We start from the raw sequence: 25,372 nt of genomic DNA on the forward strand, positions 1-25,372 counted from the left end.
CAAGGCGGCGTGAGCACCGCCTTCAGCGGCGGCCAATAACGAAGATCGATTCACACGATACCTCCCGGCGAGTCCGCCGTGCTGCGTGGATAATCCCATGACCCTCTGGGCTGCGGCAAGCGCGCTGGGACCGCGCCGCGCGGCCGCCCCGGATCGGAGCCGCTGCGCCCCCCGCGCGGCCGATCCTCGTGTCGTCGGGGATGGTGGCGCTCGCGACACTCGGTCATCGTACCGGTGGTGAACCCATTGTTGTTCATGGTCAAACCGTCGACCATGGCAACCTACGCGGGCAACCGCCGTGATGCCGTTCGCCTTCTCGATCTCGAGGCAGGCCGACGCATCGTGCAGCGGGGTCGGGCCCGCCATCACGCCGCCTCCCATCGCGCTGTCGTCGATGACGAAGGTCCCGGTGCGGATGACGCCCCGCTGCAAGGTGAGGCCGAAAAAGATGAGCCTCCAACCGGAGGTGATCGTTCACATGGCCGAGGTCAACTCCAATCGGTCCGCCCGCGGCTATTCTCCGGCCCTGACGACCGACAAGGCTGACGAACGGTCCAGCTCGGCGGCTCGCACCGGGAGCAACCGCTGCCGCGATCGTCGCATTGACACGCCGTTTCCCGGGATTTGACACGAGGCATTATGATGCCGTGAAGGCTTGACACAAGGCATCATGCGGTCGTGCTGGTGGGCCCGGAAATTCGTCGGCGATCCGAAAGTCAAGCTCCTCGTGACAGCGGCCGCATCGTTCAGCCCGGCTGCGCGCGACGGTTGGTGAGATAGCTCGTGTAGCGATCCACCCTCGCGGGAAAGCGACACTCTATCCGTAATTATCCAACCATCCCGACATTGAGGGGCACGTCCCATCTTGACCCCTTGTTTTATGGCGAGTAGTGTACACGGCCGGTTGGCAACCGGTCGTGTGTTGCCTGTCTGCGAATTCTGCGCAGGGCCGACTATCGAGCGCGATCAAGCGTTGATCTTGGATTGGCTAGCGGTCGAACCACGGCGGGCGTGAACGCTCGAATCCGTGTTCCGTGCGCTGAATTTGTGCTTAACGAAAAGAGCTAAGTTATGAGAATCCGAGGAAGCCATATCTTCTTGTGTTCCTTCTCCCTCGCCGGCCTGCTGGCCATCGGCTGCGGCGGCGACAGCGCGAGCGGGGGCGAGACCGGCTCGGGCGGCGCGGGCGCTGGCACTCCCACGGGCTCGGGCGCGGGCGCTGGCACCCCCACGGGCTCAGGCGCGGGCGCTGGCACCCCCACGGGCTCAGGCGCGGGCGCTGGCACCCCCACGGGCTCGGGCGCGGGCGCTGGCACCCCCACGGGCTCGGGCGCCGGTGGCGGCACCACCAACCCGAACGGGGACCCCACGCCGGCCACCGATGACTCGCCGGCCGGTAAATTCCGGGTCAACCCCGATAACGGCCGCCTGATGGCCGACGGCACGGAGTTCCAGGTTCGCGGCGGCAACTGGTTCGGGCTCGAGGGGCAGGACGATCTCGATCGTCCCGGCGCCATGGAGCTCTTCATCGGGTCGATGTGGTGGGCGGAGAACTCCGCCCCGCGCACCATCGAGAAGACGATGGAGGAGCTCAAGAGCTCCAATCTCAAGTTCAACACGATCCGGCTCCCCATCGCGCCGCAGACCCTGGTCGCCGACCACCCGGACGGCAACTACAGCACCACCACGCCCCGGATCAGGAACAACGACGAGACCGTCTATCCGTACGCCAACGCCCTCGAGGCGCTCGAGGACTTCCTCAAGAAGGCCTCCGCGAACAACCTGAACGTCATCATAGGCATCCACTCCTGCTCGAACCACCTCGGGTGGCGCGCGGGCAGGCTCGACGATAACAAGCCCTACGTGGACAGCGAGCGCGAGAACTACGACTACAAGGCGGACGACTACAACTGCGTTCAGGGCGCGGACGCCTACGACATGGACAAGTGGCTCGCGAACATCCGTACGATCGCGAAGCTGCCCGCGAAGCTCGGGATCAAGAACATCATCGGCGTCGATTGCTTCAACGAGCCGTGGAAGTACAGCTGGCGCGAGTGGGCGGATATGGCCAAGGCCTGCTACGACGTCATCAAAGAAGAGAATGATGACATGATCGCGGTGGTCCAGGGCGTGTCGGGCAGCCACCAGACCCCGGGCGGCATGGGCCTGGAGCTGGAGCCGGAGCCCCACGGCGATGAGAACCTCAACCCGAACTGGGGTGAGAACTTCTACGGGCAGACGGCCTACCCGATCCAGATCCCCAAGAATCGGCTCTGCTTCTCGCCCCACACCTACGGGCCTGCAGTGTTCGTTCAGAAGCAGCACGTCGATCAGTCGAAGGCCGGCTGCGAAGGGCTCGAGGACGAGGCGGCCGCCGCGGCCGGGTGCGGGCTGATCCTGGAGCGGAGCAACGCACAGGCTGTCGCGAGCCTGACAAAGCAGTGGGACGAGCACTTCGGGTTCCTGCACGACGAGAAGTTCTGCGTGATCACCGGCGAGTTCGGCGGCGTGAAGGACTGGCCGAAGAACGAGATGGACCCGGCGCTGGCCCAGCAGTGGGCGCACTTGCCTGCCGGCAAGCGCTACGACTGGGAGTGGCAGAACATGTACACGGACTACCTGATCAAGAAGGGGATGACGGACTTCACCTACTGGTCCATCAACCCCGAGTCGGGTGATACGGGTGGCATCTACGAGCACGCGTACACCGACGCCGACAAGACGGGCTGGGGCACCTGGACGAAGCTCGACGCGGAGAAGGTCGAGATGCTGGCTCGCCTCAAGTAGACCGAGTCGCGGATCATGAAGACCGCCCGCAGGCCTGGACCTGCGGGCGGTTTTTCTTTGTGGCCAGCGACTGCGACGGCGGGATGACCGGCGCTTCACGCCACGGCGTCTCCGCGTGGCGCGAGCGCGGCCAGACGTCGCTCATTCATGAGGGCAGACCAGCGCTTCGGGCGGGCTCGTGTCGTGCGTGCCCACGCCAGCGATGCGGTTGTCCTCCGGGTAGAAGAGCGCCTCTCCGTCCGTCGGGCCCGACAGCCAGCATAGCTGCTGCACGGATCTCGATTGCCTCCCGCGCGAGGCGCTGCACCGCGCGACCTCGCCCCCGTAGACCGTGACGTTGCTGGCCTGGATCATGATACCAGGGTAGGCGCCCGACGCCGGACGCAAGGCGTTGTTGAAGACGAGCGGGTTCGCCAGGATCACGGTTCCGACCCGGAGCGCGTTCGTGGGCAACGACGTCCGCGACTGCAGGTGAACGCCGTAATACCCGTTGCCCCAGGACCAAAGATCATGGAGCTCCACGTCGTTGCCCGCCTGGAGATGCACGCCATGGTACCCATTGTAAGCGGACTTGACCCTCTGGAGCACGATCCGCTCCGGGCGATCCCTCACGAGGGGGCTTGCCATGGCGACGCCAGCGCCGCCGTTGTGATGAAAGTAGCTGTCCTGGACCACGACATTCCTGGGCACCGAGCCCGGGAGGGCAATCCTGCTGGGGACCTGGGCGGCGATCCACAGGCCGTGCCCACCGTAGACGGTCGTAGAGCCATCGCCCGGGTGAATCAGGCTATGGTGGACCTCGCAGTTCCGCACGGTCACATTCGCGGTGACGATCTTGATCCCGCCGGCTCCGAGCGGGCCGTTGATGTTCTTGATCTCGCAGTTTTCAACGAGGATCGGGGGGGTGGCATGGTATCTGGCGACCGATGCCAGGTAGATGCCGCCCTTCGGCACGCCGTCCACGATCACGTTCCGGATCGCGCCTCCGGACCCCATGGCAAAGGTGATTCCATCCAGGTTGGATGGCTTGCAGGAAGGCAGCTGAGGTGAGAACGGCGCGTACCGCATGATGACGTTCTCCACCTCGCAGTACGAGCAGTTATTGATATGAATCCCGCTGTTGGCCGTCTTTCTTGGCCCCTCCGTGAGCTCGATCTGCAGATTGCGGATCCGGAGCCCAGCGACCGCGTCGACCACGTGCCCGCTCGGCCTGACGACCCTGCTGACCTGGATCGCCCCGGGAAACTGCTCCGGATTGCAGGGGATCGCCACCAGCGTCGCGGTCTCCGGATCGCCAGGGGCGGCGTCGGGAGACAGCTCAGGCCCCACCAGGGTCAACGCGTTGTAATGAGGTCGCAGCGGTGTGCGCAGCACGTACCGCCCGGCGGGGAAGGCCACGGTGCGCCTGGCGTTCCTCAGCGACGCTGCACATTCGATGGCCCGCGCGATGCCCGGGCTGTCGTCGACGTCATGGCTGCGGTCCACGGAGGGGTCGGCGGAGAAGGGCCATTCCGCCGGCCTTGCCAGGTAAGGCAGGACATCCACCACGCCGTCCGGGTCGACGGACCCCGCCAGACAGCAGGTCGACCCCTGGCACGCGTTCAGATCCTCGTGCAGTACGCGGGTGCCGGCGCATACCTTGCTCTCGGGACAAAAATCTCCCGTGCAGAGCGGCGACTCGGTAGCGTAAGTGGGGCACGGTTTGAGGGTATCTTCGTCTGCGGTGAGCGGCGGTTCGGTGTAGGGCGCATCGAGGCTGCAGAGATCGGGGTACGCCGCGCTCTCCTCCGCGGGAGGGTGGTAGCCCCAAGCAGCGCTGGAGCCGCCGGAGCTGGCCGGGGACACCGCCGCCCCGGCCGGGGCGGAGATGAGCGCGAACAGGCCACACGTCCAGGTCCTCATGATCCAGCGCGTGAACGGCATGCGTTTTCCTGATATTTGCTGAGGGTCACGTGGTTAATACAAGATGTGACAAGCGAGAGGCGGTCTGGCAAATCATTGTTGGATCGATGGTAGAGGGATCTCCTGGTGCATCCCGGCAGCGCTGGTGTTGGAGCGCTACGGACCGTGTCCGGCATGAGCGGTGTTCCCGGGTGGGCACAACGAGGGCGGCGCGACGCAGCAGGTCAGTTGATACCGGAGAGCGCGCCATCGTGGAGATGAGTGGAGAACTGGCGCCGGACGACGGTGGACGGAGGGCGCCGCGTGCCCACGCCGTTCGGCGCCCGGGAGCGTGCGAGCCGCTTCCCTCCTGACGGCGTTGCGGGTTACCGTTCGCTCGTGCGCGTCCTGGAGGTGTCCTGCGCCCTGCCGATCCTCGTGATTCTGGCGAGGTACGTGCGGGAGAAGCTCGGCACCGGCAGGATGGGCGAGATGCTCTTCGCCTGCCACGTCGCGGGCCTCGCCGTGGCGCTCGGCCTCCTCGCCGGGTCTGCGTGGCTCGTCGGGCCGGCGTTCGTCTTTTCTGTGGGCGTGGGCGTCCCCGCGTGGCTCATCGAGGTCATCGCCACCCGAAAGACAACGCCCCTCGCGGTCGCCGCGCACCTCGCGCCGCCCGCGGCTGCCGCGCTCCACCTCGCGCAGCGCGGCCTGCCCGCGGGCAGCGCGCTCTCGGCCTGGGGCGCGTTCGTCGCGTTGCTGCTGCTGAGCTTCTTCGCGACCGACCCGGCGCTCAACGTGAACCTCGCCCACCGTCCGTCCCGAGAAATGGCGTACTTCGCGCCCACGCCCTGGTCGGCGCGTCTTCTGACGGCAGGCGCGTCGCTCGGCGCGCTGCTGGTGGCGGAGTGGGGCTCGGCGCGTGTCTTCGGCCGGGGTGTGGCGCCCCAGGCCTGGGGGTGATCATGCGCTTTCGTGATCGAGGGGTCTATCATTTCGCGGGGCGCGTCCGCTGCCCCTTTGCCGGGCTGGGTACGCGCGGCGATCACGAGAGCAACCGCCTGGCCCTCGACGATGATCGCTCCCAGATCGATCTGGATACCGGGGCGCGGCGCATCGTTCTTTACAACGATCATCCCTACCAGCAGAAGACCGTCATCGGCGATGTCCTGTTCCTGGCCGAGGGGACCACGGCGAGCGGGCGCAGATCCCCGTTCGGCGTGCACCTCAAGGTGTTCAAGAAGGGGCGCGTGTTCTCGTTCGATCTGCACCGGCACATGCGCGCGGGCGAGCCCCTGGTGACGGCGACTTTCGAGCCCTTCGAGGTGATCGTGAAGGACGCGGTCACCCGCGTCGTCGCGCTGACGCCCGACGAGGTGCGTGAGCTCTGCCTGCGCCCGTCTCTCGCGCTGCGCGCGGTCAAGGCGATCATGGCCACGCGGGATCTACGCCCGGGCGCGGCGCAGGATCCGGCGCAGGCGGGCTATCGCGTCGCGGATCTGTCGGTGGGGTTCGGGGCGCTCGGGGTTCATCACGGCATCGTGCGGGCGCAGCTCGTGTCGCTCGACGGGGCGAACGCGCCGCTCATCCGCCGCGGATCGGTGCCCGAGATGCTGCGCGAGGGGGCGTGGGAGCTGTCGCTCACGGCGCTGTCGAAGCGGTGGCTCGACGCGGTGATCGCCCGCGATCTGTTCCTGTTCGGGCTGGAGGGCGTGTCGATCTTGCGGCGGGTGCGGGAGCGCGGGCTCACCGAGGGGGAGACGCTCTCGTTCCGGTTCGAGCAGGGCGGCGGCTGGGTGGTGCTGGGGGAGGCGAGGGAGGCGCTGCCCGAGGCGACCGACGTGGCGCGGGCATATCTGGAGTTCCATCTGCTGGGCGGGCTCCTGGCGGAGCACGCGGAGGGGAGACGGCAGGAATGACGACCGGCTTCCCGCGCGCGGGAAGGAGCAGGGGCGGGCGGCCATGCTAGGTTCCGGGCCATGAGCGATGACAGCCCTGGCGTCCCGACTCCGCCCATGGCCAGCGAGGCCTGTGGCTACTTGATCCGGCAGTTCGAGATAGCGTGGCAGCTCACCAGCTTCCACCTCGACGGGCTCGCCACCGAAGAGTGCCTGTGGCGCCCTGCTGACGAGGGATTGCACGTCCGTCAAACCCCCGATGGCCAGTGGCGCGCCGACTGGCCGGAGCACGAGGGATACGACCTCGGCCCGGCGAGCATCGCGTGGCTGACGTGGCATCTCGGCTTCTGGTGGTCCATGGTGCTCGACCACTCCTTCGGCGGCGGAGCTCTCGCTCGCGAGAGCGTGACGTGGCCTGGCAGCGCCGACGACGTGCGCGCGTGGCTCAGCGCGCTTCAGGAACGGTGGCGAGCGGCGCTCGAGCAGGCCACCGACGACGACCTGCGCTCGACGCGGCGGACGCGATGGCCGTTCCAGGACCGTCCGTTCGGTGACGTCGTCGCGTGGGCCAACGTCGAGCTCACGAAGAACGCCGCCGAGATCGGCTACGCCCGCTTCCTCTACGCGCGAAGGCCGCGCAGGTAGGGGGCAAACCTGCGCGTCTCCGCCAGGGGGCGACCGGGCTGCTTCACGGTGGTGTGGCCTACCTGGGCGTGTCGGTGCAACCTGGGTTGGGTCGCGCCTCGCGGCCACCCGACCCACGATGTTCGGCTTCGGGTGGAAATTTGACTCACGGCTGCAAATAGTGTGGCGCAGCGCGGGATCCTCAACCCGCGGGATCCTCAACCCGGGTCGGGTCGCCCGACTTCGAGCGCGTATCGTGATCACTTCCAGGCCTGGCGGGAATTGTGGGGGCCGAGCTGCCGGCGTGCGTATCTCTGAGCGTGTGCGCTCCGGCTCGTGCCGCTGCCCATCGGCTCTCCCGCTTCGAGAGTCACAAACTCCAATCGCTCAACTCGCGGAAGTCCTATATGAACAAGAACCGTTCTTCTCGATGGCTGTGCGGCACGACGTGGATGGCGCTCGGGCTCGCGACTCTCTTCGGATGCTCCGATGGGGGTGATGCAGGCGACGGTGGCGCCGGCGGTACGGGGGGAGCGGGCGGCACCAGCGTCAGCGGCAGCGGCAGCACTGGGACGACGGCTACCAGCGGAACTACCACCAGTGGCACCGGAGGCCCGGGGACGACCAGCTCCTCGACGACCGGCGGTTCGGGCGAAGGCGGCGCCGGGTCGGGTGGTTCGGCCAGCGGAACCGGCGGAGGCGACGACCCCCCCACCGGGAAGTTCGTCGGCAACATCACGACGAACCGCGCTGTGCGCGAAGGCTTCGCGAAGCACTGGAACCAGATCACGCCCGAGAACGAGGGCAAGTGGGGAGAGGTCGAGTCGTCCCGCGGCAACCGGGACTGGAGCAAGCTCGACGCGATCTACAAGTACGCGAAGGACAACAACATCATCTTCAAGCACCACGTCTTCGTGTGGGGCAGCCAGCAACCCGGCTGGATCGCGAACCTCTCGGGGATGGATCAGCAGGCGGCCGTGAAAGACTGGATGCGGACGTTCTGCGAGCGTTACCCCGACACGAAGTACATCGACGTCGTCAACGAGCCGCCGCCCCACACCACGCCCTCCTACAAGAACGGTATCGGCGGCGACGGCGCCAGCGGCTGGGACTGGATCGTCAACTCCTTCAAGTGGGCTCGCGAGTACTGCCCGAAAGCGGTCTTGATCCTCAACGACTACAACAACATCGAGTACACGAACGATCACAACAACTTCATGAGGATCGCGAAGGCGGTGATCGACGCGGGCGCCCCGGTCGACGCCCTCGGCGCGCAGGCCCACGACGCGTTCAAGATCAACACCAGCACCGTCAAGGGCTACATCGACGCGATGGCCAAGCTGGGCAAGCCCGTGTACATCACCGAGTACGACATCGGCATCGCGGACGACAACCAGCAGAAGAAGGTGATGGAGGAACAGTTCACGATGTTCTGGAATCACCCATCAGTCCCCGGTATCACCTTGTGGGGTTACATCGTCGGCGCCACCTGGAGGGATAACACCGGCATCCAGCATTCGGACGGCAGGATGCGGCCGGCCATGAGCTGGCTGATGGAGTTCCTGGATCGTAATTGATGTCACGCTGACGCGGTGAACCCGAGCGAGCTCCCTCCGCAGAGGGAGCTCGCTCGCTCGCAACTCGGCGCTTCGATGATCACAATGGGACGTCGATCACGTCCTCGCAGGTGAAGTCGACGCCCAGAGACACCTCGACCTCGGACTGCACCACGGCGCACGTGTCATCACAAAGCACGATCGCGGTCGGGTTCGCGGGGTCGTCGTAGCGCCATGTGCCCGCCGCCGCACATGCCTGGTCATAGACGGTCGGGGCACGCGACAGCGAGACAGAGGGGCCGGCGCCGAGGTCGGCGCGCCGTCGTGGGCGTGCGCGCTTGCGTACTGGTAGGCGAGCCCGGATCGGCCGGCCGGCCCGGGCTGCGTTGGGGGCTAATCGCAGGTGTTGGCGCGCGTGTTCACCAGCGTGAGATTGCTGAAGGTGCTGTTCGCGGCGCAGGGATTTTCGTTGACGGCGGTGTTCGTGAGCGTGAGGTTCTGAATCGTGATGTCGGAGGAGTTCGCGAACTCATCGCGTGCGGCGAGCCGGATGTCGCCGCCGCCGGTGACGGTCCCGGATTCCGCGGCGACGTTCACGTTGTGACAGTTCTCGATCAGGATCGAGTTGCTGCCCGTGTCGGCGACGTCGATGCGGTCGATCGTGAAGCCTCCGCTCTCGGACACGCAGAAGATCCCGCGCCCGCCGCCGCGGGCGATGACCTCGCCGACGCGGATGTTGGTGGGGTAGCTGCTGCCGATGCGTCCTGCGCGGTTGGCGAGGCGGAAGGCCGCGTAGCCGGTGCCCGTGCCCGCGTTCACGGCGTCGACCGTCCCGATCTCGGCGTTGACCGTGTCGTTCAGGAGGAGACCACATTCCCCGGTGTCGCGCGCGATGACGGTGCCGATGCGGAGGCCGTCGACGCCGTAGGTCTCCACGCCGTGTGAGCTGGTCCCCTCGGCGTACACATGGTCGATGTCGATGTTCGTCACCTTGTCGGCGCGGTTCGAGCGACCATGATTGTCGATCCGGATCCCGAGGCCGCTCGAGACGCGCAGCTCGACGTGGCCGAGGCGCAGGTTCTCGACGTCGCGGAAGAACATGGCGTAGAGCGGGGTGCCGCTGATCGTGACGTTCGGGATCTCGATGTCGGTCCGGCCGCGCGCATAGAGGGGCGCCATGTCGCCGGACCCGCTGCCGGTGACGTCGATCGTGCCGCAGATGTTGAGCACGGTGTAGCTGGGGACGCTCAGCCGCGAGCTCGCGCTCATGGTTCCCGAGCCCTGAACCAGGACGCTCTCCTTGCTGGCACGGCCGGAGCTGAGGCTATCGAGCGCCGCCTGGATCGCGGATCGCATGTCATCACCGCTGTAGATGTTGCGGCTGCCGTTCTGCGCGACCCAGGTGGATCCCGATCTTGTCACCACGGCGTCGTAGTCGCTCGCGTCCCCGTCGCAGGGATACGCCGCATCGCCACCGCCGCTGCCGCCGGCTCCCGCTCCACCGGTGCCCGTTTCGCCAGCCCCCGCTCCACCGGTGCCCGTTTCGCCAGCTCCCGACCCTCCGGTGCCCGCCCCGCCCGAGCCGTTGAATCCGCCCGAACCAGGCGCGCCAGCTCCCGATGTGCCGCCCGTCGTGACTCCACCGCTCGCGCCCGAGCCCCCGCCCGAGGTCGCGCCCGTCGAGGCCGAGCTGCCATCGTCGCCCTCGGGGTCGCTGCCAGCGCCCGATCCGCAGCTTGCTGCCACGAGCAGCCCGACGAGGGTTGACATCACCGAAATTGCGCGTGTTCGAGTGTTCATCATCGGCTCCGAACGGTGAGAGGGACACGCGGTCCCCTGGTCGACGCTCGCGCTGGGGCTTGACGCCCTGGCCCCTGATGGGCAGCGCTGAGCGACTATAGACCTACGGTCACAACGCGCCGTCGGTGAAGGCGACAATGTCGTCCGTCCACCCCTTCAAGAACACCGACCACTCCAGCCTCTCGGCTGCGGGCACGAGATAGCTGAACGCGCTGCTGCGCACCTCCCAGGCGTGGCAGTACCGACACTGGAAGGTGCTCCGGCCCCAGAGCTCACGGTACCCCGGAAGGGAGGGGAGCTCGTCGACCATTGCGTAGCTTCCGACGCCCGCCCTCGTAAGCGGCGGTCTTTCGGCGGGACGGGCGGTTCTTTCGACGCGCGACGGCACGGGGGGCGTGAGCGGGAAGCTGGTGCTTCTTCGGTGATGGCTCGGAATGTGCTTCCGGTCACAGTCCGCCGCCGTCACGCGATGGAGGGGCATGCCGTACCGCCGCTTGCCGCCCGGAACTCGTCACCTGCTCGCGCTCGCGCTCGCCGCGGCGCTCGCCGCGCCCGCTGCTCCCGCTCACGCCGAGACCTGCACCTCGACCGAGCGCAAGGCGCTTCCCGACGCGCTGCCGATGCGCGACTTCGCCATGCGCCTCGGCGCACGCATCGACGCGTGCGCCACGGAGGCGCGCCGCCCCGATGCGGAGCGCTTCTGCGCGGAGCACAGGATCGAGTGCAGCGCCGCGCGTGTCCGCGACTTCGTGCGCGTCCGGACGTTGTTCGAGATGACGCGCGACGGTGGCCCCTTTCGGTTGCGCTGGAGCATCACGGATCGCGACCCGACCGCCAGGCACATCTGGGCCGCGTGGAGGCAGGCGCCTCCGCTGGCGTCGTCAGATGCACCCTCGGCGACCGCGGAGTGCGACGAGCTCTCTGCGCTCTTCGCGGGGCTCGCGCGCCGGCTCGACGTCCGAGGCGTCGGCCTTTTCTGGCCGACGAGCAATCACACGATCGCCGCGTGGGACGTGACGCCGGCAGTGCGCGTGCTGGTCCCGACGTCGCAGATCTTTCTCGGGTGCGACGCGACGTTCGACCAAACCACGTTCTTGCCGTCGAAGCAGCGTGTCGTCTACGAGCTCCGCGCGACCGACGTGCCCGACGCAGTCCCCGTACCGCGAGCGTTGGCGACGTTCCTGCTCGATCAGATCGAGCACTACGCGGGCGCGTCGCTCGACATGCTCGCGATGCTCCGGACGCACCGGGCGCTGCGCTTCGACTCGAGCCTACCCGCAGCGTGCGGCGCCTACGCCGCCGCGGCGGCGAAGTCTCTTCGCGCGCGGCCGCTCTCCCCGCCAGACCGCCGGGCGCTCATGCGCTACGGGTCGACGGAGCTCGGGCTCGCCGGGCTCGCCGCACCATCGGTCGAGGAGACGCTCGAGCGGCTCGCGCGGTAGCACCTCGGACGGGTGCCGCGAACCCAACCTCGGTCGGTGCCGCGCAACCTCGCGCGAACCCAACCTCGGTTGCCCCCGAACGCAACCTCGGTCGGTGCCGCGCAACCTCGGTCGGTGCCCGGTGCCGCGGCGCGGCGAACTCAACCTCGGTCGGCGGAGTATACGTGCCCAGGTTGGCAGCGCAGCGCCGCAGGGCGGGTCGGGGCAGCACCGGGCACATAGGACGAGAGTGGCGGGCACTGGCGGAAATCGGCCGCCGCCACCCGCCGCGCGGGGCAAGTCCTTGAAATGACTTCCACTGATTCGCGGCACGGAGCTTGTTTCTGCGCTCCGGCCATGAGCCAGCCTCGTGAGATCGCTCCCGGCGCGACGTACCTGCTGACCCGTCGGGTCCTTCGGCGGCACTTTCTGTTGCGGCCCGATGTGGCCATCAACCAGCTGTTGATCTACGCCCTCGCAGTCTCGGCCCGCCGCTACGGCGTCGAAGTTCACGCGCTTTGCGCGATGTCGACGCATCTGCACCTCGTGGTAACCGATGTGCAGGGCGTGCTGCCGCGCTTCCTGCAGTTCTTTCATCGCCTGGTCGCGCTGGGCACGAAGGTGCTGCGCAAGTGGGAAGGGCCAGTATGGGACCACGAGGCCACGAGCGTGGTACGGCTCGCGACGCCGGCGGCGGTGGTGGAGAAGATGGCCTACGTGCTCGCGAACCCAGTGGCCGCTGGCCTGGTCCGGTATGCGAGGGAATGGCCGGGCGTCAAGGTGGACGTGGGGGAGCTCGGCCGTGGGGCGCTGCACGCGAGGCGTCCCTCGGCGTATCTCGACCCGGAGAATCCGCAGTGGGTCGAGGAAGCGACGCTGCCGCTGTCGCTGCCGCCAGGCATCGAACAGGAGAGCGCGGAGGGCTTTCGGCAGCAGGTCGCTGCCGAGCTCGAGCGTCAGGAAGCGCAGGCCCGTGCGGAGGTGGAGCGGCGAGGGCTCCGCGTCTTGGGCGCCGAACGGGTCAGCAAGGTCTCTCCCTACGACCGAGCGAAGAGCTCCGAGGGACTGCGCGAGCGCAATCCGACATTCGCCGTCGGCCATGAGCAGGGTGAGGCATGGCGAACCGCTGCGGCCGCTGTGCGAGCGTTTCGCGCGTCGTACCGCGCTGCGCTCGGACGATGGTGCGCCGGCGTGCGCAGCGTCTTTTTCCCGGCGGGGACGTGGTGGATGCGCACGTTTCATGGCGCCAGCGTGACGGATGTGGCGCTCGCAGCTTAGAGCGGCCCACGGGAGCGCGACAGCGAGGCGGACGGGAGCAGGCCACGGCTTCGACGCGTCGTTGGGAGGGAATGTGCGTTTGGATGTGGCGGAGCGAGCGGCGCATCCTTGCGGCAGGATGCGAGAATGAATGCGCATCCGTCGTGCCGCGCCGGGAGCGCATGAAGCGGCGCGAAGGTAAGGCCGTCGGAGGCGCTGCTGAGCCGACTGGGCCGGATAGAATTGTTCCGTATCGGATGACGGACGTGGATTGATGGGCCAGCCCGGATTCGGCGATCGGTCAACCGGGCGACCGGCCGATCGGTCAACCGGGCGACCGGCCAACCCGGGTTCGTTAATCTTTGATCTTGGGCTGCGACCAGCGCCATTGCTTTTCCAGTTAAAACGGAGCATATTCCTGGGGCTACGGGCCGACGCCAAGGCTCTCCCACTACGGCGCGGCAGCCGGTCGGTTCTCGAACCAGCCACAAGCGGCCGCACGCGGTGGAGCGGAGATTCCGATGACGATCCATTGCGAGATAGAGAATCCAGGCGAGCTCGTCCAGCTCCTTCGCGTCCGCGGGCACACCTCTCGTGCAGATGTCCCGGAGGCGGCCGGGGGGCGCGACTCTGCGCCGGGACCGCACGACTGCTTCGACGCGGCGCTCGCCGCGTGCAAGGCGCTGACGGCGACGTTGTACGCGGAGCGGAAGGGGATAGCGATGGCGCCGTGGGAAGTATGTGCTCAAGATGCGCCTCGCGTTTCACGGCCCGCTGACGGAGGCGGATCGCTCGCGGCTCCACACCGTGGTCGCTCGCTGTCCGATCCACAAGCTGATGACAACGGCCGACGTGGCGATCGTGACCGCACCCATCAAGGGCTCCTCTGGAGCCAACGTTGACTCGGACGAGCCGTGAGAACCAGGAGATCTCGATGAGCCGATACCCCGACAAAGAGCCGGAGTGCCTGTACGCAGACAGCTCGGTCATCGAGCTCGTGATCGAGTCGCGCCCGCGGGATCTGGGCGGCTTCGCGGTGCGACGCACGCTCCCATCGACGCAGCGAAGGCAGCTCGGGCCGTTTCTTTTCTTCGATCACATGGGGCCGGTCGATTTCGCGCCAGGTCAGGGGATCGACGTTCGACCGCACCCGCACATCGCGCTCGCGACCATCACCTATCTCCTTGACGGGGAGTTCGTGCATCGCGACAGCGTCGGCTCGAAGCAGCCGATCCGGCCGGGCGACGTGAACTGGATGGTCGCGGGACGCGGCGTGGTCCACTCGGAGCGGACGGCGCCCGAGATGCGGGCGCGCGGCGCACGGTTGCACGGGATCCAGACGTGGGTCGCGCTCCCGCAGCGTGACGAGGAGATCGAGCCGCGCTTCGAACATCACCCGCGCCTGACGATGCCCGTCGTGAGCCGCCACGGCGCGGAGCTGCACGTCATCGCCGGGACCGCGTACGGCGCGGAGGCGCCCACAGGGGTCCTGTCGCCGACGCTCTACGTGCATGCGCAGCTCGACGCCAGCGCGACGCTGCCGATCGACGACGAGCACGAGGAGCGCGCCATCTACGTGATTGACGGGAGCATCGACTGCGACGGCAAGCGCTTCGGCGAGGGCGCGATGGTCGTGATCCGTCCGCGCGCGCACGTCGCCGTGCAGGCCATCAGCAAGACGAACCTCATGCTCATCGGCGGCGCGCCGCTCGACGGACCGCGCCACATCTACTGGAATTTTGTGGCGAGCTCCAAGGAGCGCATCGAGCGAGCGAAGGCCGACTGGCGCGAGGGCCGTTTCCCCAAGATCCCCGGCGATGACACCGAGTTCATCCCCCTCCCGGAGGGCGGCTGACGTGGGCATGCGGCCGGCTCCGGGATCACGGGGATACGAGCTGGTGGCGTCCTTGGCCGCCTTTTCGATGGCCTTGGCCTCGTTTCGGTCGCCGCATCACTCGCGCAGCCAGGCCCACGAAGAGGTGGTACGCTCTGCCGATGAGCCACGACGATCTCGGCCCCATGCCGATCCGGTTCATGCGGCATGCGGGCTCCGGCGACGCCATGCGACCGATGCGGAGCCCAGCGGTTCACACCTACGTCGCCCTCGCCCTGCACGTCGGAGGCCGTATGCGGGTCGAGCATCGCGGCGAATTTGAGCTGCGGGCCGGGCATCTCCACCTCATTCCCGCAGGCGACGCGCACCGCGTCCTGTCGGCGAGCCGCCCGGATGTGTGGGGGATCGGCTTCTGCCGGACGTGTCTCGACCCGGCGCGCTACGGCGACCTGCTCGCCCCGCTCGACCGCGTCCGCCACGGGGCATCTCCTGTGGTCGAGTTGCCGGGGGCGCGGCAGGCGTATGTGCTCGATCTGCTCAGGGAGCTCGAGCGCGAGCAGCAAGCTGTGGGCGTGCTGCCGGTCGTCGCCGAGAGCCTGCTCGCCCTGGTGCTCGCGGAGGTCGTGCGCGCGAGCGGCACTGCCCGGGCCGCCCCGATGCCGCGTCCTTCGATCGTGGGCGAGGCTCTGGCCGTGATCGAGGCCCGGTGCCTCGGGCCGCTCTCCTTGAAGGAGGTCGCGGCGGCGGTGCGCCGGACGCCTGCCCACGTCACGACCGCGGTCAAGCAGGCCACTGGGCGCACGGTGGTCGCGTGGATCGTGGAGGGACGTCTGGCCGAGGCGCGGCGCAGGCTCCTCGCGACCGACGAGTATGTCGACGTGATCTCCGAGCGCGTCGGCTATGCCGACCCGAGCCACTTCGTGCGGCTGTTCCGGCGCCACCACGGCGTCACCCCCGCCGCCTGGCGTGCCCAGCACCGCCGATCTCAGCTGACCCGGGTTGAGCGAGCCAGCGACGCACCCGGGTAGCAATCCGACCCAGGTTCGGGTTGCTCCCAACCTCGGGTTGCTCCCAACCTCGGTCGGCAGGGTCCCCAACCTGGGTCGGGTCGCACCAACCTGGGTCGGGTCGCACCAACCTGGGTCGGGTCGCACCAACCTGGGTCGGGTCGCACCAACCTGGGTCGGGTCGGCGCAGAGCGGGTCGGCGCAGAGCGAGGTGGACGCAGATCCTGGTAACATCTGCTCAATGCAAGAAGAGAGAAAGGAAGCAGGTGAGCCCATGCATCTCGCGCCTTTGCCGATGTCGCTCCTCTGGGAGCCGCCGCCGAAGAGCTGCAGCGCCGGGGACGGATCGAGCCTGACGATCACGGCAGGCAGCAAGACCGACCTGTTTATCGATCCGGAAGGCACGGCCGAGGCGCTGACCGCGCCGCGCTTGCTCGGCACCCCGCAGGGGGACTTCATCGTCAGCGCGCGGGTGACCGTCGGCTTTTCGGCGGTCTACGACGCCGGCGTGCTGCTCCTCTGGGTGCACGAGCGCGCGTGGGCCAAGCTCTGCTTCGAGCTCTCGCCGCAGCGCGAGCCGACGATCGTCTCCGTCGTCACACGCGGCCTGTCGGACGACTGCAACGCGTTCGTCGTCGACAGCGACCACGTCTGGTTGCGCGTGGCGCGGCTCGGTCGAGCCTACGCGTTTCACGCCTCCGTCGACGGGACGGCGTGGCGGCTCATCCGCTATTTCGCCTTCGACAGCGCCGGGGACGCCGCTGTCGGCTTCTCGGCGCAGTCACCGACGGGCGATGAATGTACGGCGGTCTTCGAGGATATCCGCTTCGCGCCGCGGAGGCTCGGCGATCTCCGCAGCGGAGAGTGATGCCGGGAGCGCCGGCGCCATGGCCGCTGGTCAGTCCGCCGTCGATCGGCTTTCGCATGCCGCTCGCGTACAGGTCGTCAGCGGCGCACCACGCGCTGGCGCGCGCGGCTTCCCCACATCCGCGGAGGACCGGGGCGCAAGAGGGAGGGGTACCGCGTCGTCGGCGCAGCGCGCGGCGGCCCTCACCGGGCCGTGAGCGCCAGCCATCGGCAGCCATCGGCGCGTGCTGCAAACGTGCACCTCGCGACGCTGTACGCGTGGGCTTGCAGGTACGCATGCGCGGCGGAGCCCGGGTGTTCGCGATTCAAAGGCCACCGCGTTCGCGATACGCTGCGGACATGTCCCGGCCTCTCGCCTCAGGTCGTCCCCCTTTGGGCACACTCACCGGTCTGGGACACGGGGGCGGTACGAAGGTCACGGGCGTGCTGCAGCCGCCCGCTCTGGGTCAACAGCCCGATGCCCCGGCGAAGGACGTCGCGCGCGACGCTGACACGCTCAGTGAGCAGGCGGTGCCGTCGTCGCAGCTGCGCCCCGCCGCTCCGCGTGGCGCCGGACAGGACGAGATCCGAGCGGCGCTCCTGCCAGACCGCATCGTCGCCGGACGGTACAGGCTCGTGCATCCGCTCGGCCACGGCGCCATGGGCGAGGTCTGGCGCGCACACGACCGCGTCCGACGCTTCGATGTCGCGCTCAAATTCCTCGTGCTTCCTCGCCAGAACCAGGCCATCGACTTCATGGAGCGCTTCCGCTTCGAGGCGCAGGTCGCGGCGCAGCTCGGGCGGAAGACCGACCTCATTGTCACCGTGCACGACGCCGGCGAGGATCCTGAGACAGGCCCGTATCTCGTCATGGAGTACGTGCGCGGCCGGTCCCTCCGGCAGCTGATCCGGGAGCGAGGGCCGGTGCCGGCGGTCGAGCTCGCTGCGCTCCTTTGCCAGATCGGAGAGGCCCTCTCGGTGGCGCACGGCCTCGGGATCGTGCATCGCGACATCAAGCCGTCGAACATCCTGCTCCGCGACGGACGCGACGGCCGCCTGCGGGCCAAGGTCGCCGACTTCGGGATCGCCAAGTGGATCCGCCAGGATCTGGCGGCCGACTTCCCCCGCCAGACCGCGGAGGGCGTGGTGCTGGGCACGCCGGCCTACCTCAGCCCCGAGCACACGTGCGACGGGCACGCGGATCCGCAGCTCGACATGTGGGCCCTCGCGGTTGTCGCGCACGTGGCGCTCACCGGTCAGCAGCCCTTCGCTGGCCGCAACATCGCCGATGTGCTCGCTTCCATCCTCTCCAGCGGGCGACCCCCGCTGTCGACGCTGTCCCCGGGGGCGCCGCCGGAGCTGGAGAGCTGGTTCGCGCGCGCCTTCGCCCTGGATCCTGCAGAGCGATTCCCGTGCATCAAGCCGATGATCGCCGCCTTCGTGGCCGCGGTCGGGGCGCCGGACGCGCCCGGCACGCCGGCGCTTGCTGCGTCGACGCTCGCTGCGCCGCCGCGGCGGACCAAGGTGCACCTCGCGGCGGCTGGCCTCTTCGTGGCGCTCGGGCTGGGGATGGCGATCGCGGCCGCGCTGCCCCGGCACCGGCCAGAGGGCACCTCCGCCGCGCTGCGGGCGACCGGCGACGAGGTGCGCGCCGTGGTCCGCCACGCTGCCGCGGCGCAGACGCCGAGGGCGCTCCAGGCGAGCGTGCGCTCGACGGTCCCGACGGCCGGACCCACGGCAGCGCCGCTCGTGACGGCGGCGCCCCTGACAGCACCGCTCCCCGCCACGACGCCGCTGGAGCCTGCGCCGCGACCTGCCGCGGCGCGCCCCGTCCGCGCGTCCGAGGCGCCGCGGAGCACGGGGGGAGCGCCTCCGCGACAGCGCTCGACCGACGCAGGTGGGCGGAAGAGCGCGATCTTCTGAGCAGCGACGGCGAGCCATCCCGCTCGTCGACCTGAAGTCGAGCGCGCCCGAGGTGCTGGTATCGACGTGCTCGAAAGATACGTTCCTGCCGCACAACATGCCGCAAAAGATACGTTCCTGCCGCACAACATGCCGACAACATGCCGCAACCCGGGTCGGGTCATCGCCAACCTGGGTCGGGTCATCCGGGGTCGGGCCGTCCCCAACCTGGGTCGGCTGTCCACCCCGCTCAACCTGGGTCGGCTGTCCACCCCGTTCCCCGCTCAACCTGGGTCGGCTATCCCACGTTGGGTCGGCTATCCCACGTTGGGGCCGGCCACGGTTTGGCCCACGACGAGCGCCGGTGCGCTCAGCGCGGCCGCGTCCGTCATGCCGGCCTGGACGCGCGCGTAGATGCCGCACGCCTCGCCGGCGACGACGTAGACGCCGTAATTGACCGACTCCCGCCGCCCGTTCTCCAGGGCCGCGAAATACCGCTGCGCGATCCACCGGCCCTCGCGGGCCTTGGCCAGAGAAGCACGCCAGACGTCGTCGGACGTGTGGCGCCCGAGGATCACCTCTTCCCCCTCGGCGCCGTAATCGCTCTTCAGGACCCAGTCCTCGCGCTGCGCGCGGAGCAGCTCGGGGTGCACCGTCTCCAGCCGCGACGTCACCGGCACGTGGCGCTGGATCACCGACTGCGCCTGCGGCGAGAAGCGGTGGAGGTGCTCCCACATGAACGCCATCGACCGCTTGTTCTGCGGCAGCACCGCGCCGAGCGGGTTCAGGATCGCGGCGCGCCCGTCGGCCGCCGCCGAGAGTACGGCGCCGAGCGGGCCGGCGAGCGGCTCGGCGTCGGGGATCTGCTCGTCGGTCCACACGCTCGAGCGCTCCCCCCACCAGTCCGTCTTGTAATGGCGGAGCAGGATCGAGAACGGGACGTCGAACAGGGACAGGCCCCGATCGTCGTGACCGAGGTTGTACGGCGAGCCGAGGAACACCGCGTAACCGCGCTCCTCGATCCAGCGCCGGTAAAGGCGGATCACCGCGAGATCCTCGGTGAACTCCGTGGGATAGACGAAGCCGAGGCGCCGCGTCGCGGCCTCGCCGAGGAGCGCACGGGCGACCTCGTCCACCATCGCGCAGAACCGGGCGCCGAGCTCGCGGTTGGGGTCGAGCGCGCCCGGGTGGTCCGCCGCCGCGAGGGCGCTCAGCACGACCGCCTCCGCCTCGCCCGTCGGCGTGTCGCAGTTCAGCTCGGCGATCGCGGGGCCCTCGTCCGTCAGGAAGACGTCGGCGCGCGCGATGCCGTGCCACAGCGGCTGCGACGAGAGCCACATCGCCTTCTGGCAGGGCGTCAGACAGAAGAAGTCGTCGAGCAGCGACGGCTCGTCCGCGACGAGCAGGCACAGCTCGTCGTACACCGCCGCGACCTCCTCGGCGGTCCGGTACAGGGCGCGCTGCTCCGCCGCCGTGACGAGCACCGGCTCCTCGCGGAAGCGCGGCGCGCCGTCGATCCAGGGATCGGTGATGAGGCCCGTCTCGACGATCCTGGCGGCGAAGGCGTCGTAAGCCCGGACAGCGTCGCTCATAGGAGGCGCGCGATGGCGATAGAGGTCGCCAGGTAGGTCGCCGCCTCGAGGGCGCCCATGCCCTCGTTGCGGTCGGCCGCGATGCCCGCGTCGAGGCGGCCGCCGCGCAGCGCGAGCGGCGCGCCGAGCAGCAGGCTCTGCACGAGGAGCTGCCGGACAGGGTAGAGCGCGAACAGATAGAGCAGCACGCCGCCATAGCCCTTCAACGAGACGAAGAGCCCCTCGAAGTCGCCCTCGAGCGCCCGCGCGATGATGATCGCCACGGCGATCGAGGCGCCGGCGTAGCTCAGCGCGGCGGCGAGGTTCTCGCCCTGGATCTGCTCGGCGTCGTCGTAGGTGGTGAGCGCCCGGAAGAGCGTGATGAACACGTGCAGCGTGATCTGCGCGAGCAGGAAGAAGCCGAGGGAGATCGCGAGATCGCCGAGATCCTTGCCCGCGATCGCGCGCGAGGTGATGAGCCCGGTCGCCACGTAATGCGCGCCCGCCGCGAGCCCCGCCGCCGCGTTGCCGCGCTCGATCTCGGCCGGGAGCCGCGCATTGAGCAGGAGCCGGATCCCGAGCTGGCCGGTCGCGATCACGAGGAGCAGGCCCACGACCGCGAACGCGCTCACCCAGAGCAGATCGCGCGCGAAGCCCGACCCGTCGAGGCAGTTCTTGACGGCGCTCGCGGCGACGAGGAACACCGCGAGGACCTGGCCCACCGTGAGCAGCCGGCGCGCGACGTTGCTCTCCGTGAGATCGCGGGCGACCGTGTGCGCCGGCGAGAAGATCCTCTGCCCGATGCGCAGGAGGGCGAGCAGAGCGAGCGTCGTGCCCAGCCCGAACCCCATCACGTAGGACAGATCCATGGGACGCACGCTACAGAACGCGCAGCGCCGTCACAAGCCCCAGCGCGCGCCGCGAAAGGCCCGCGCGCGGCGCGTTCCGGCTCGTGGGTTTGCGGGGCGAGCCGCCCTTTGTGATATGGGTAAGGTCCACCGGCCGGCGACGGCCCGGCCTCCGCGACGGACCATGGTCGAACCTCCTTGCGACTCCGGCACTCAGGGCATCCAGGGCATCTTCGCGCGGCCCTATATCGACCTCGAGCCGTACCTCGATCTCGCGCCGCTCGGCGAGATCCACGAGGAGATCTGCCTCGGGCTCACGCAGGTGCCGATCGATTACACAGGCGGCAGCCACCGCACGATGGGCATCATGCCGCCGTCGCGCCTCGGCGAGGCGCTCGGGGACTACGGCGAGGTGATCCGCGGCCTCGAGGACGAGGAGTTCGCCACGTTCCAGCGCCTCTCGGACGACCCCTCGGCGATCGACCGCTCGGCGCGCGACGCGCTCGAGTTCGGCGAGGAGCGCGACATCCCGCTCTCGCGGCGGCAGATGCTCTGGCTCAAGTTCCGCCATGGGGTCTACTTCCCCTGGAAGGTCTATGTCGAGCTGATCCCGAACCGCTTCTGGAGCGACAAGAGCCGGAGCGAAGGCAAGGACTTCACCCGGCTCGCGCGGTCGTTCTTCCCGAAAACGATCGACTACGTGAAGCGCTTGCCCTTCTCGTCGATCGGGCGCTGCAACATCATGGGTCTCGAGGCGAACGATCACGGCACGGTCCACCGCGACGGAGACGGCGTGGCAGGGGAGGGGGCGGCAGGGGAGGGGGGGAGAAGCATCGAGCGCGAGCCCGATCACTTCATCACCCTCTGTCCCGCGGGCAACAAGCGCCTGTTCCTGTGGAACGAGCGGGCGCGGCGGAGGACGCCTGTCGTCGGCCGGGCTTACTGGTTCAACGATCACGATTACCACGGTGTCGAGGCGGATCCGTTCTTCAGGTACTCGGTGCGCATCGACGGCACGTTCACCCCGGAGCTCATCGAGGCGCTCCGGCGCGACAACGGCCGGGCGACGGGGGCCGCCGCGCGGGCGGCTGACGCGGGCGCGCCTCGCGACGCCGGGGAGGCCACCGCGTGAGCCGGCTGGACGAGCCGTTCGAGCGGGCCGAGGTGCTCGACAAGCCGGGGATCGTCGGCGCGCGCTGGTGGCACAAGGGCCTCACCGAGGCGCCGAAGGACGCCTCGCGGCGGAGCGCCATCATGGTCGCGCTCGGCGCGGTCGGGCTCGCCGGGTTCGCGGCGGCGATCGCCGTGGCCGCCGACGGGTGCTCCGACGACGAGCACGAGGTCCAGAGGAAGCGGGCGCTCGACATGCAGCGGACCTTCGGCTGGAGCTTCGGCGCCGCGCAGGAGAGCGTGACGTTCGACGGCGAGTCGAAGAAGCCGTTCGACAAGGCGGCGATCGCGAGGATGGCGACGGACCTCAGGCCCGGAGACGAGGCCCTGCGCGCCTACTACGTGCCCGCGCTGTTCGAGTCGCCCTCCGCCGTGCCCACGCTCGTCGCCCAGGGGGATCCGGCGCCCATCGCGCCGCTCGGCAACGTGCTCCGGCCGATCTTCACGTCGGCGATGGAGCGCGCCTACCGGAGCGGCAAGGCGCTCGCGTCGCTGCTCCTCGCCGCCCGGACGGCCAGCGGCCTGCGCCGGGACATCGCGGTCATCGCGGATCTGGACGGCCCCGAGTCGGTGGCCTTCGCCGCCGGCGCGGCGGAGGCGTTCGATCCGGTGTTCACCTTCGACAACTGGCCGCACCCGCGCGGCGTCGTCAAGGCGCACCAGACGCTCGCCGCGGCGGCGTACTATCAGCCGCTCTTCGCCCGCCCGCACCCCGGCCCGCGCGCGACGATGTTCGTCCTCGATCGCCAGCGGCTCTCGCCGTACTCGGACGACGCGACGCAGTTCGACAACCGGCATGTCGCGCGGCTGCCGTCCGCCGACGCGCTCTGGGACCGCGGGGTCCGACATGTGCTGTACGTCGTGCCCACGGAGGCGAATACGACCGAGTCCGACGATCTCAACGACGATCTCGTGGCCTACCGGATGCGCCAGCTCCGCGTGGGCATGATGGCCGCGAGCGTCTTCGCGCCTGACCTGACGGAGGCGAAGCCCGCGGACGCCACCGAGGACTGGCCTCCGTATTACTACGGTGGCAGCGCAACGTCGCACGGCTGGTTCTGGGTGGACTATCCGTGGGGGCCGCCCCCCAAGCCGGCGCCGGTCGAGCCCGCCGTGCGGCGGCCGGGCAGGAGCTATGCCCCGGCGGCGCGCGCGACGCCGTTCTCGACCAGCAGCGCCGCAGGCGCGACGCCGCCGAGCCCGGCCGGCTTCGGGACGGTGCCCGTCGTCGTGGCGCTCGGCACCGGCGCGATCCTCGGGGCGGCGCTCAGCCGGAGCGGCTCGTGGAACCGGGCCTCGGGCGGGTACGGAGGCTAGGCGTGGAGCACGCGATCTTCGCGATGGAGGTGTGCGCGCGCCTGGACCCCGGGAGCGCCCTGCAGCGCACGCTGCACGAGTCCATCCAGGGCCATTGCGAGACGATGAGCCTGAACCAGAAGTGGCACCAGTACCGCCGCGCGCAGGTGGCGCTGCTGTCCAACCTGCCTGTCCTCGAGAAGGGGTGCTGGGACTATTTCGACGACGACTCCCGCGCGCTCAACGACTACGGCATGTGGGCCCGCGGCATGATCACCGAGGAGGGGGCGCGCAAGGGGCCGTCGGGGACGGCGGACCCGTACCGCGGCCAGCCGCGCTACCTGACCTTCACGATGGCGTTCCTCCTGCTCCACGGCTCGCCCACCGATCGGATGATCCGCACCGTCTGCGACGTCCCCAAGGACCGCCTCTGGCGCCGCGACGTGTTCGGCCACATCCTCCGGAGCCTCGGGCACGTGAGCTTCGCCAGCGTCAAGTCGGACGTCATCTACCTGATCCCGCGCGACGAGGGCTGGGGGCTCACCGCCGAGGATCTGACCGATCCCAAGTTCCACTACCTGCGGAAGATCGTATAGAGCGGCGCTCGCCCGCGCCTGGCGGATAAGAAGACCGCCAAGGACGCCGAGGACGCCGAGGACGCCGGGGATGCGAGGGGGGCAGAGGACAGAGGATCTTATCCTGGCGTCTTGCTTTTTATATAAATTTATACATCGCGGTGAAGCGGCGCCTCAAAACCACGTTTCCCACCGGTCGCGGTCGATCTCTGCGGCATGCACCGTCGCGGAGATGCGGTCTCGATCGCCGGGAAACGGCTGTATCTGGTGCAGGCGATAGCTGTCGATGACGAGCGCGCCGCCGGGGCTGTAGCCGGCGATGAGGCTCCGCGCGGAGCGCGCCTCGTCGCCCGGGTCGTCTCGCCCGTCGTAGAGGACGTCCCACAGCTTGAGCCCGCCGTCCGCGTCGGGGAGATCCAGCATCACGACCACGGTGATCGCGCGGAGCCGCCGGGAAAGGTGGTAGTCGGAGAGCCCCTCCGTGTCGAAGTGGACGACGCCGCCCTCGCGCGCGACCTTCTCCCCCGCGGGGAAGATGTGCACCCCGGGCCCGCAGAAGCCGCGCCGGGGCTGCGCGAGCCCGCCCGTGAGCGCCGCGACGAGCTCGCGCATCCGGCGCTGGAGCCCGGGGAGGCGGCGCTCGACGCGGGCGTCGGAGGCGGCCGCGTCGGCGAAGTACAGCCGGGAGCGCCCCTGCTCCAGGTGCGTGTAGAAGGCGCGCCCCAGCGAGAACTGCTCGCCGTCGAAGTCGGCAGTCCACTCGTCGCGGGCGGCGTGGACCCCCGCGACGAGCGCCGCGCGCTCCGCCTCGGAGAACACCCGGGGTAGCTCCAGGGCGAAGTGGCGCTCGAGGGCGTCGACGGGCGGATCCCCCGCGCGCGGGTAGGAGGAGGACGAGGCCGGCGAGCCGAGATGAGGATCGAGCCGCCGTACGGAGGCGCGGCGCGCGGTGGGCATGGCCAAACCACCGTTAGCATCGTCCGCGGCGACCAGCCAACCGCCGGCCCGCCGGCCCGCCGGCCGTGACGCCCGACTGACGGCCGGAGCGCTCGCCGGTTTTTCCGGCGCGCGCCGCCGGATCCGGGGTACAGTGCCGCGGCGG

General features: G+C 69.2%; 21 protein-coding genes and 1 pseudogene. 16 read left to right on the forward strand and 6 right to left on the reverse strand.

Annotated features, from left to right (window positions below; translation table 11 throughout):
• The first annotated feature begins 298 nt into the window (after positions 1-298).
• Complete coding sequence (locus tag WMF28_RS16500; protein ID WP_437603195.1) at positions 299-628, forward strand: hypothetical protein; 330 nt, start codon at positions 299-301, stop codon at positions 626-628.
• A gap of 443 nt (positions 629-1,071) precedes the next feature.
• Positions 1,072-2,787, forward strand: coding sequence for a glycoside hydrolase family 5 protein (locus tag WMF28_RS16505; protein ID WP_437603196.1), 1,716 nt, complete (start codon positions 1,072-1,074; stop codon positions 2,785-2,787).
• Positions 2,788-2,928: 141 nt separating this feature from the next.
• Here the strand turns inward: WMF28_RS16505 and WMF28_RS16510 are convergent, their stop codons facing one another.
• Complete coding sequence (locus tag WMF28_RS16510) at positions 2,929-4,710, reverse strand: right-handed parallel beta-helix repeat-containing protein (RefSeq protein ID WP_437603197.1); 1,782 nt, start codon at positions 4,708-4,710, stop codon at positions 2,929-2,931.
• A gap of 282 nt (positions 4,711-4,992) precedes the next feature.
• Between WMF28_RS16510 and WMF28_RS16515 the strand changes: the two genes are divergently transcribed.
• From WMF28_RS16515 to WMF28_RS16530, 4 genes are all read left to right on the forward strand, one after another.
• Positions 4,993-5,628 carry a hypothetical protein gene (locus tag WMF28_RS16515; protein WP_437603198.1) on the forward strand — a complete coding sequence of 212 codons (636 nt, stop codon included), beginning with the start codon at positions 4,993-4,995 and terminating at the stop codon, positions 5,626-5,628.
• 2 nt (positions 5,629-5,630) lie between these two features.
• Complete coding sequence (locus WMF28_RS16520; RefSeq protein WP_437603199.1) at positions 5,631-6,584, forward strand: hypothetical protein; 954 nt, start codon at positions 5,631-5,633, stop codon at positions 6,582-6,584.
• Positions 6,585-6,644: 60 nt separating this feature from the next.
• Positions 6,645-7,208, forward strand: a complete 564-nt coding sequence (locus WMF28_RS16525; RefSeq protein WP_437603200.1) for a DinB family protein — start codon at positions 6,645-6,647, stop codon at positions 7,206-7,208.
• 386 nt (positions 7,209-7,594) lie between these two features.
• On the forward strand, positions 7,595-8,764 hold the full coding sequence (locus tag WMF28_RS16530; protein ID WP_437603201.1) for an endo-1,4-beta-xylanase: 1,170 nt from the start codon (positions 7,595-7,597) through the stop codon (positions 8,762-8,764).
• A 372-nt stretch (positions 8,765-9,136) separates the two neighbouring features.
• Here WMF28_RS16530 and WMF28_RS16535 read toward each other — a convergent pair whose 3' ends face one another.
• A complete protein-coding gene (locus WMF28_RS16535) occupies positions 9,137-10,165 on the reverse strand; it encodes a hypothetical protein (RefSeq protein ID WP_437603202.1) in 1,029 nt (342 codons plus the stop codon).
• 487 nt (positions 10,166-10,652) lie between these two features.
• Positions 10,653-10,853: a hypothetical protein gene (locus WMF28_RS16540; protein WP_437603203.1), complete on the reverse strand. Its 201-nt coding sequence runs from the start codon at positions 10,851-10,853 to the stop codon at positions 10,653-10,655.
• 169 nt (positions 10,854-11,022) lie between these two features.
• Here WMF28_RS16540 and WMF28_RS16545 point away from each other — a divergent pair, with 169 nt between their 5' ends.
• The 7 genes and pseudogenes from WMF28_RS16545 to WMF28_RS16575 all read left to right on the forward strand — a co-directional run bounded on the left by WMF28_RS16545 (position 11,023) and on the right by WMF28_RS16575 (position 18,831).
• A complete protein-coding gene (locus WMF28_RS16545) occupies positions 11,023-11,985 on the forward strand; it encodes a hypothetical protein (RefSeq protein WP_437603204.1) in 963 nt (320 codons plus the stop codon).
• Positions 11,986-12,321: 336 nt separating this feature from the next.
• Positions 12,322-13,242 carry a transposase gene (locus tag WMF28_RS16550; RefSeq protein WP_437603205.1) on the forward strand — a complete coding sequence of 307 codons (921 nt, stop codon included), beginning with the start codon at positions 12,322-12,324 and terminating at the stop codon, positions 13,240-13,242.
• 500 nt (positions 13,243-13,742) lie between these two features.
• A pseudogene (locus tag WMF28_RS16555) lies at positions 13,743-14,139 on the forward strand (OsmC family protein).
• 16 nt (positions 14,140-14,155) lie between these two features.
• Positions 14,156-15,076: a pirin family protein gene (locus WMF28_RS16560; RefSeq protein ID WP_437603206.1), complete on the forward strand. Its 921-nt coding sequence runs from the start codon at positions 14,156-14,158 to the stop codon at positions 15,074-15,076.
• 140 nt (positions 15,077-15,216) lie between these two features.
• On the forward strand, positions 15,217-16,083 hold the full coding sequence (locus tag WMF28_RS16565; protein ID WP_437603207.1) for a helix-turn-helix domain-containing protein: 867 nt from the start codon (positions 15,217-15,219) through the stop codon (positions 16,081-16,083).
• A gap of 253 nt (positions 16,084-16,336) precedes the next feature.
• Positions 16,337-16,930, forward strand: coding sequence for a DUF1349 domain-containing protein (locus WMF28_RS16570; protein WP_437603208.1), 594 nt, complete (start codon positions 16,337-16,339; stop codon positions 16,928-16,930).
• Positions 16,931-17,352: 422 nt separating this feature from the next.
• Entirely contained in the window at positions 17,353-18,831 is a 1,479-nt protein-coding gene (locus tag WMF28_RS16575) for a serine/threonine-protein kinase (RefSeq protein ID WP_437603209.1), read from the forward strand.
• Positions 18,832-19,127: 296 nt separating this feature from the next.
• Here the strand turns inward: WMF28_RS16575 and WMF28_RS16580 are convergent, their stop codons facing one another.
• Both WMF28_RS16580 and WMF28_RS16585 read right to left on the reverse strand, forming a co-directional pair.
• A complete protein-coding gene (locus WMF28_RS16580) occupies positions 19,128-20,402 on the reverse strand; it encodes a glutathionylspermidine synthase family protein (protein WP_437603210.1) in 1,275 nt (424 codons plus the stop codon).
• Complete coding sequence (locus WMF28_RS16585; protein WP_437603211.1) at positions 20,399-21,250, reverse strand: DUF350 domain-containing protein; 852 nt, start codon at positions 21,248-21,250, stop codon at positions 20,399-20,401. Before WMF28_RS16585 ends, WMF28_RS16580 begins: the two co-directional genes overlap by 4 nt.
• Positions 21,251-21,413: 163 nt before the next feature.
• On the opposite strand from WMF28_RS16585, the gene WMF28_RS16590 reads away from it, so the two are divergent.
• Genes WMF28_RS16590 through WMF28_RS16600 form a run of 3 tightly spaced genes read left to right on the forward strand, consistent with a single transcriptional unit; the run spans position 21,414 to position 24,291 of the window.
• A complete protein-coding gene (locus tag WMF28_RS16590) occupies positions 21,414-22,361 on the forward strand; it encodes a hypothetical protein (protein ID WP_437603212.1) in 948 nt (315 codons plus the stop codon).
• Positions 22,358-23,716 carry a hypothetical protein gene (locus WMF28_RS16595; protein ID WP_437603213.1) on the forward strand — a complete coding sequence of 453 codons (1,359 nt, stop codon included), beginning with the start codon at positions 22,358-22,360 and terminating at the stop codon, positions 23,714-23,716. Before WMF28_RS16590 ends, WMF28_RS16595 begins: the two co-directional genes overlap by 4 nt.
• Positions 23,717-23,718: 2 nt before the next feature.
• A complete protein-coding gene (locus WMF28_RS16600) occupies positions 23,719-24,291 on the forward strand; it encodes a hypothetical protein (protein ID WP_437603214.1) in 573 nt (190 codons plus the stop codon).
• Between the two features lie 153 nt (positions 24,292-24,444).
• On the opposite strand, the gene WMF28_RS16605 is transcribed toward WMF28_RS16600, so the two are convergent.
• Complete coding sequence (locus tag WMF28_RS16605; RefSeq protein ID WP_437603215.1) at positions 24,445-25,227, reverse strand: hypothetical protein; 783 nt, start codon at positions 25,225-25,227, stop codon at positions 24,445-24,447.
• Positions 25,228-25,372: the final 145 nt, after the last annotated feature.

This window comes from Sorangium sp. So ce590 (assembly GCF_051521365.1).
GTDB lineage: Bacteria > Myxococcota_A > Polyangia > Polyangiales > Polyangiaceae > Sorangium.

Coding starts and splice junctions, on each gene's coding strand:
- WMF28_RS16505 (WP_437603196.1), top strand. CDS start 1,072: ATGAGAATCCGAGGAAGCCATATCTTCTTGTGTTCCTTCTCCCTCGCC.
- WMF28_RS16510 (WP_437603197.1), bottom strand. CDS start 4,710: ATGCCGTTCACGCGCTGGATCATGAGGACCTGGACGTGTGGCCTGTTC.
- WMF28_RS16520 (WP_437603199.1), top strand. CDS start 5,631: ATGCGCTTTCGTGATCGAGGGGTCTATCATTTCGCGGGGCGCGTCCGC.
- WMF28_RS16525 (WP_437603200.1), top strand. CDS start 6,645: ATGAGCGATGACAGCCCTGGCGTCCCGACTCCGCCCATGGCCAGCGAG.
- WMF28_RS16530 (WP_437603201.1), top strand. CDS start 7,595: ATGAACAAGAACCGTTCTTCTCGATGGCTGTGCGGCACGACGTGGATG.
- WMF28_RS16540 (WP_437603203.1), bottom strand. CDS start 10,853: ATGGTCGACGAGCTCCCCTCCCTTCCGGGGTACCGTGAGCTCTGGGGC.
- WMF28_RS16545 (WP_437603204.1), top strand. CDS start 11,023: ATGCCGTACCGCCGCTTGCCGCCCGGAACTCGTCACCTGCTCGCGCTC.
- WMF28_RS16550 (WP_437603205.1), top strand. CDS start 12,322: ATGAGCCAGCCTCGTGAGATCGCTCCCGGCGCGACGTACCTGCTGACC.
- WMF28_RS16560 (WP_437603206.1), top strand. CDS start 14,156: ATGAGCCGATACCCCGACAAAGAGCCGGAGTGCCTGTACGCAGACAGC.
- WMF28_RS16565 (WP_437603207.1), top strand. CDS start 15,217: ATGAGCCACGACGATCTCGGCCCCATGCCGATCCGGTTCATGCGGCAT.
- WMF28_RS16570 (WP_437603208.1), top strand. CDS start 16,337: ATGCATCTCGCGCCTTTGCCGATGTCGCTCCTCTGGGAGCCGCCGCCG.
- WMF28_RS16580 (WP_437603210.1), bottom strand. CDS start 20,402: ATGAGCGACGCTGTCCGGGCTTACGACGCCTTCGCCGCCAGGATCGTC.
- WMF28_RS16585 (WP_437603211.1), bottom strand. CDS start 21,250: ATGGATCTGTCCTACGTGATGGGGTTCGGGCTGGGCACGACGCTCGCT.
- WMF28_RS16590 (WP_437603212.1), top strand. CDS start 21,414: ATGGTCGAACCTCCTTGCGACTCCGGCACTCAGGGCATCCAGGGCATC.
- WMF28_RS16605 (WP_437603215.1), bottom strand. CDS start 25,227: ATGCCCACCGCGCGCCGCGCCTCCGTACGGCGGCTCGATCCTCATCTC.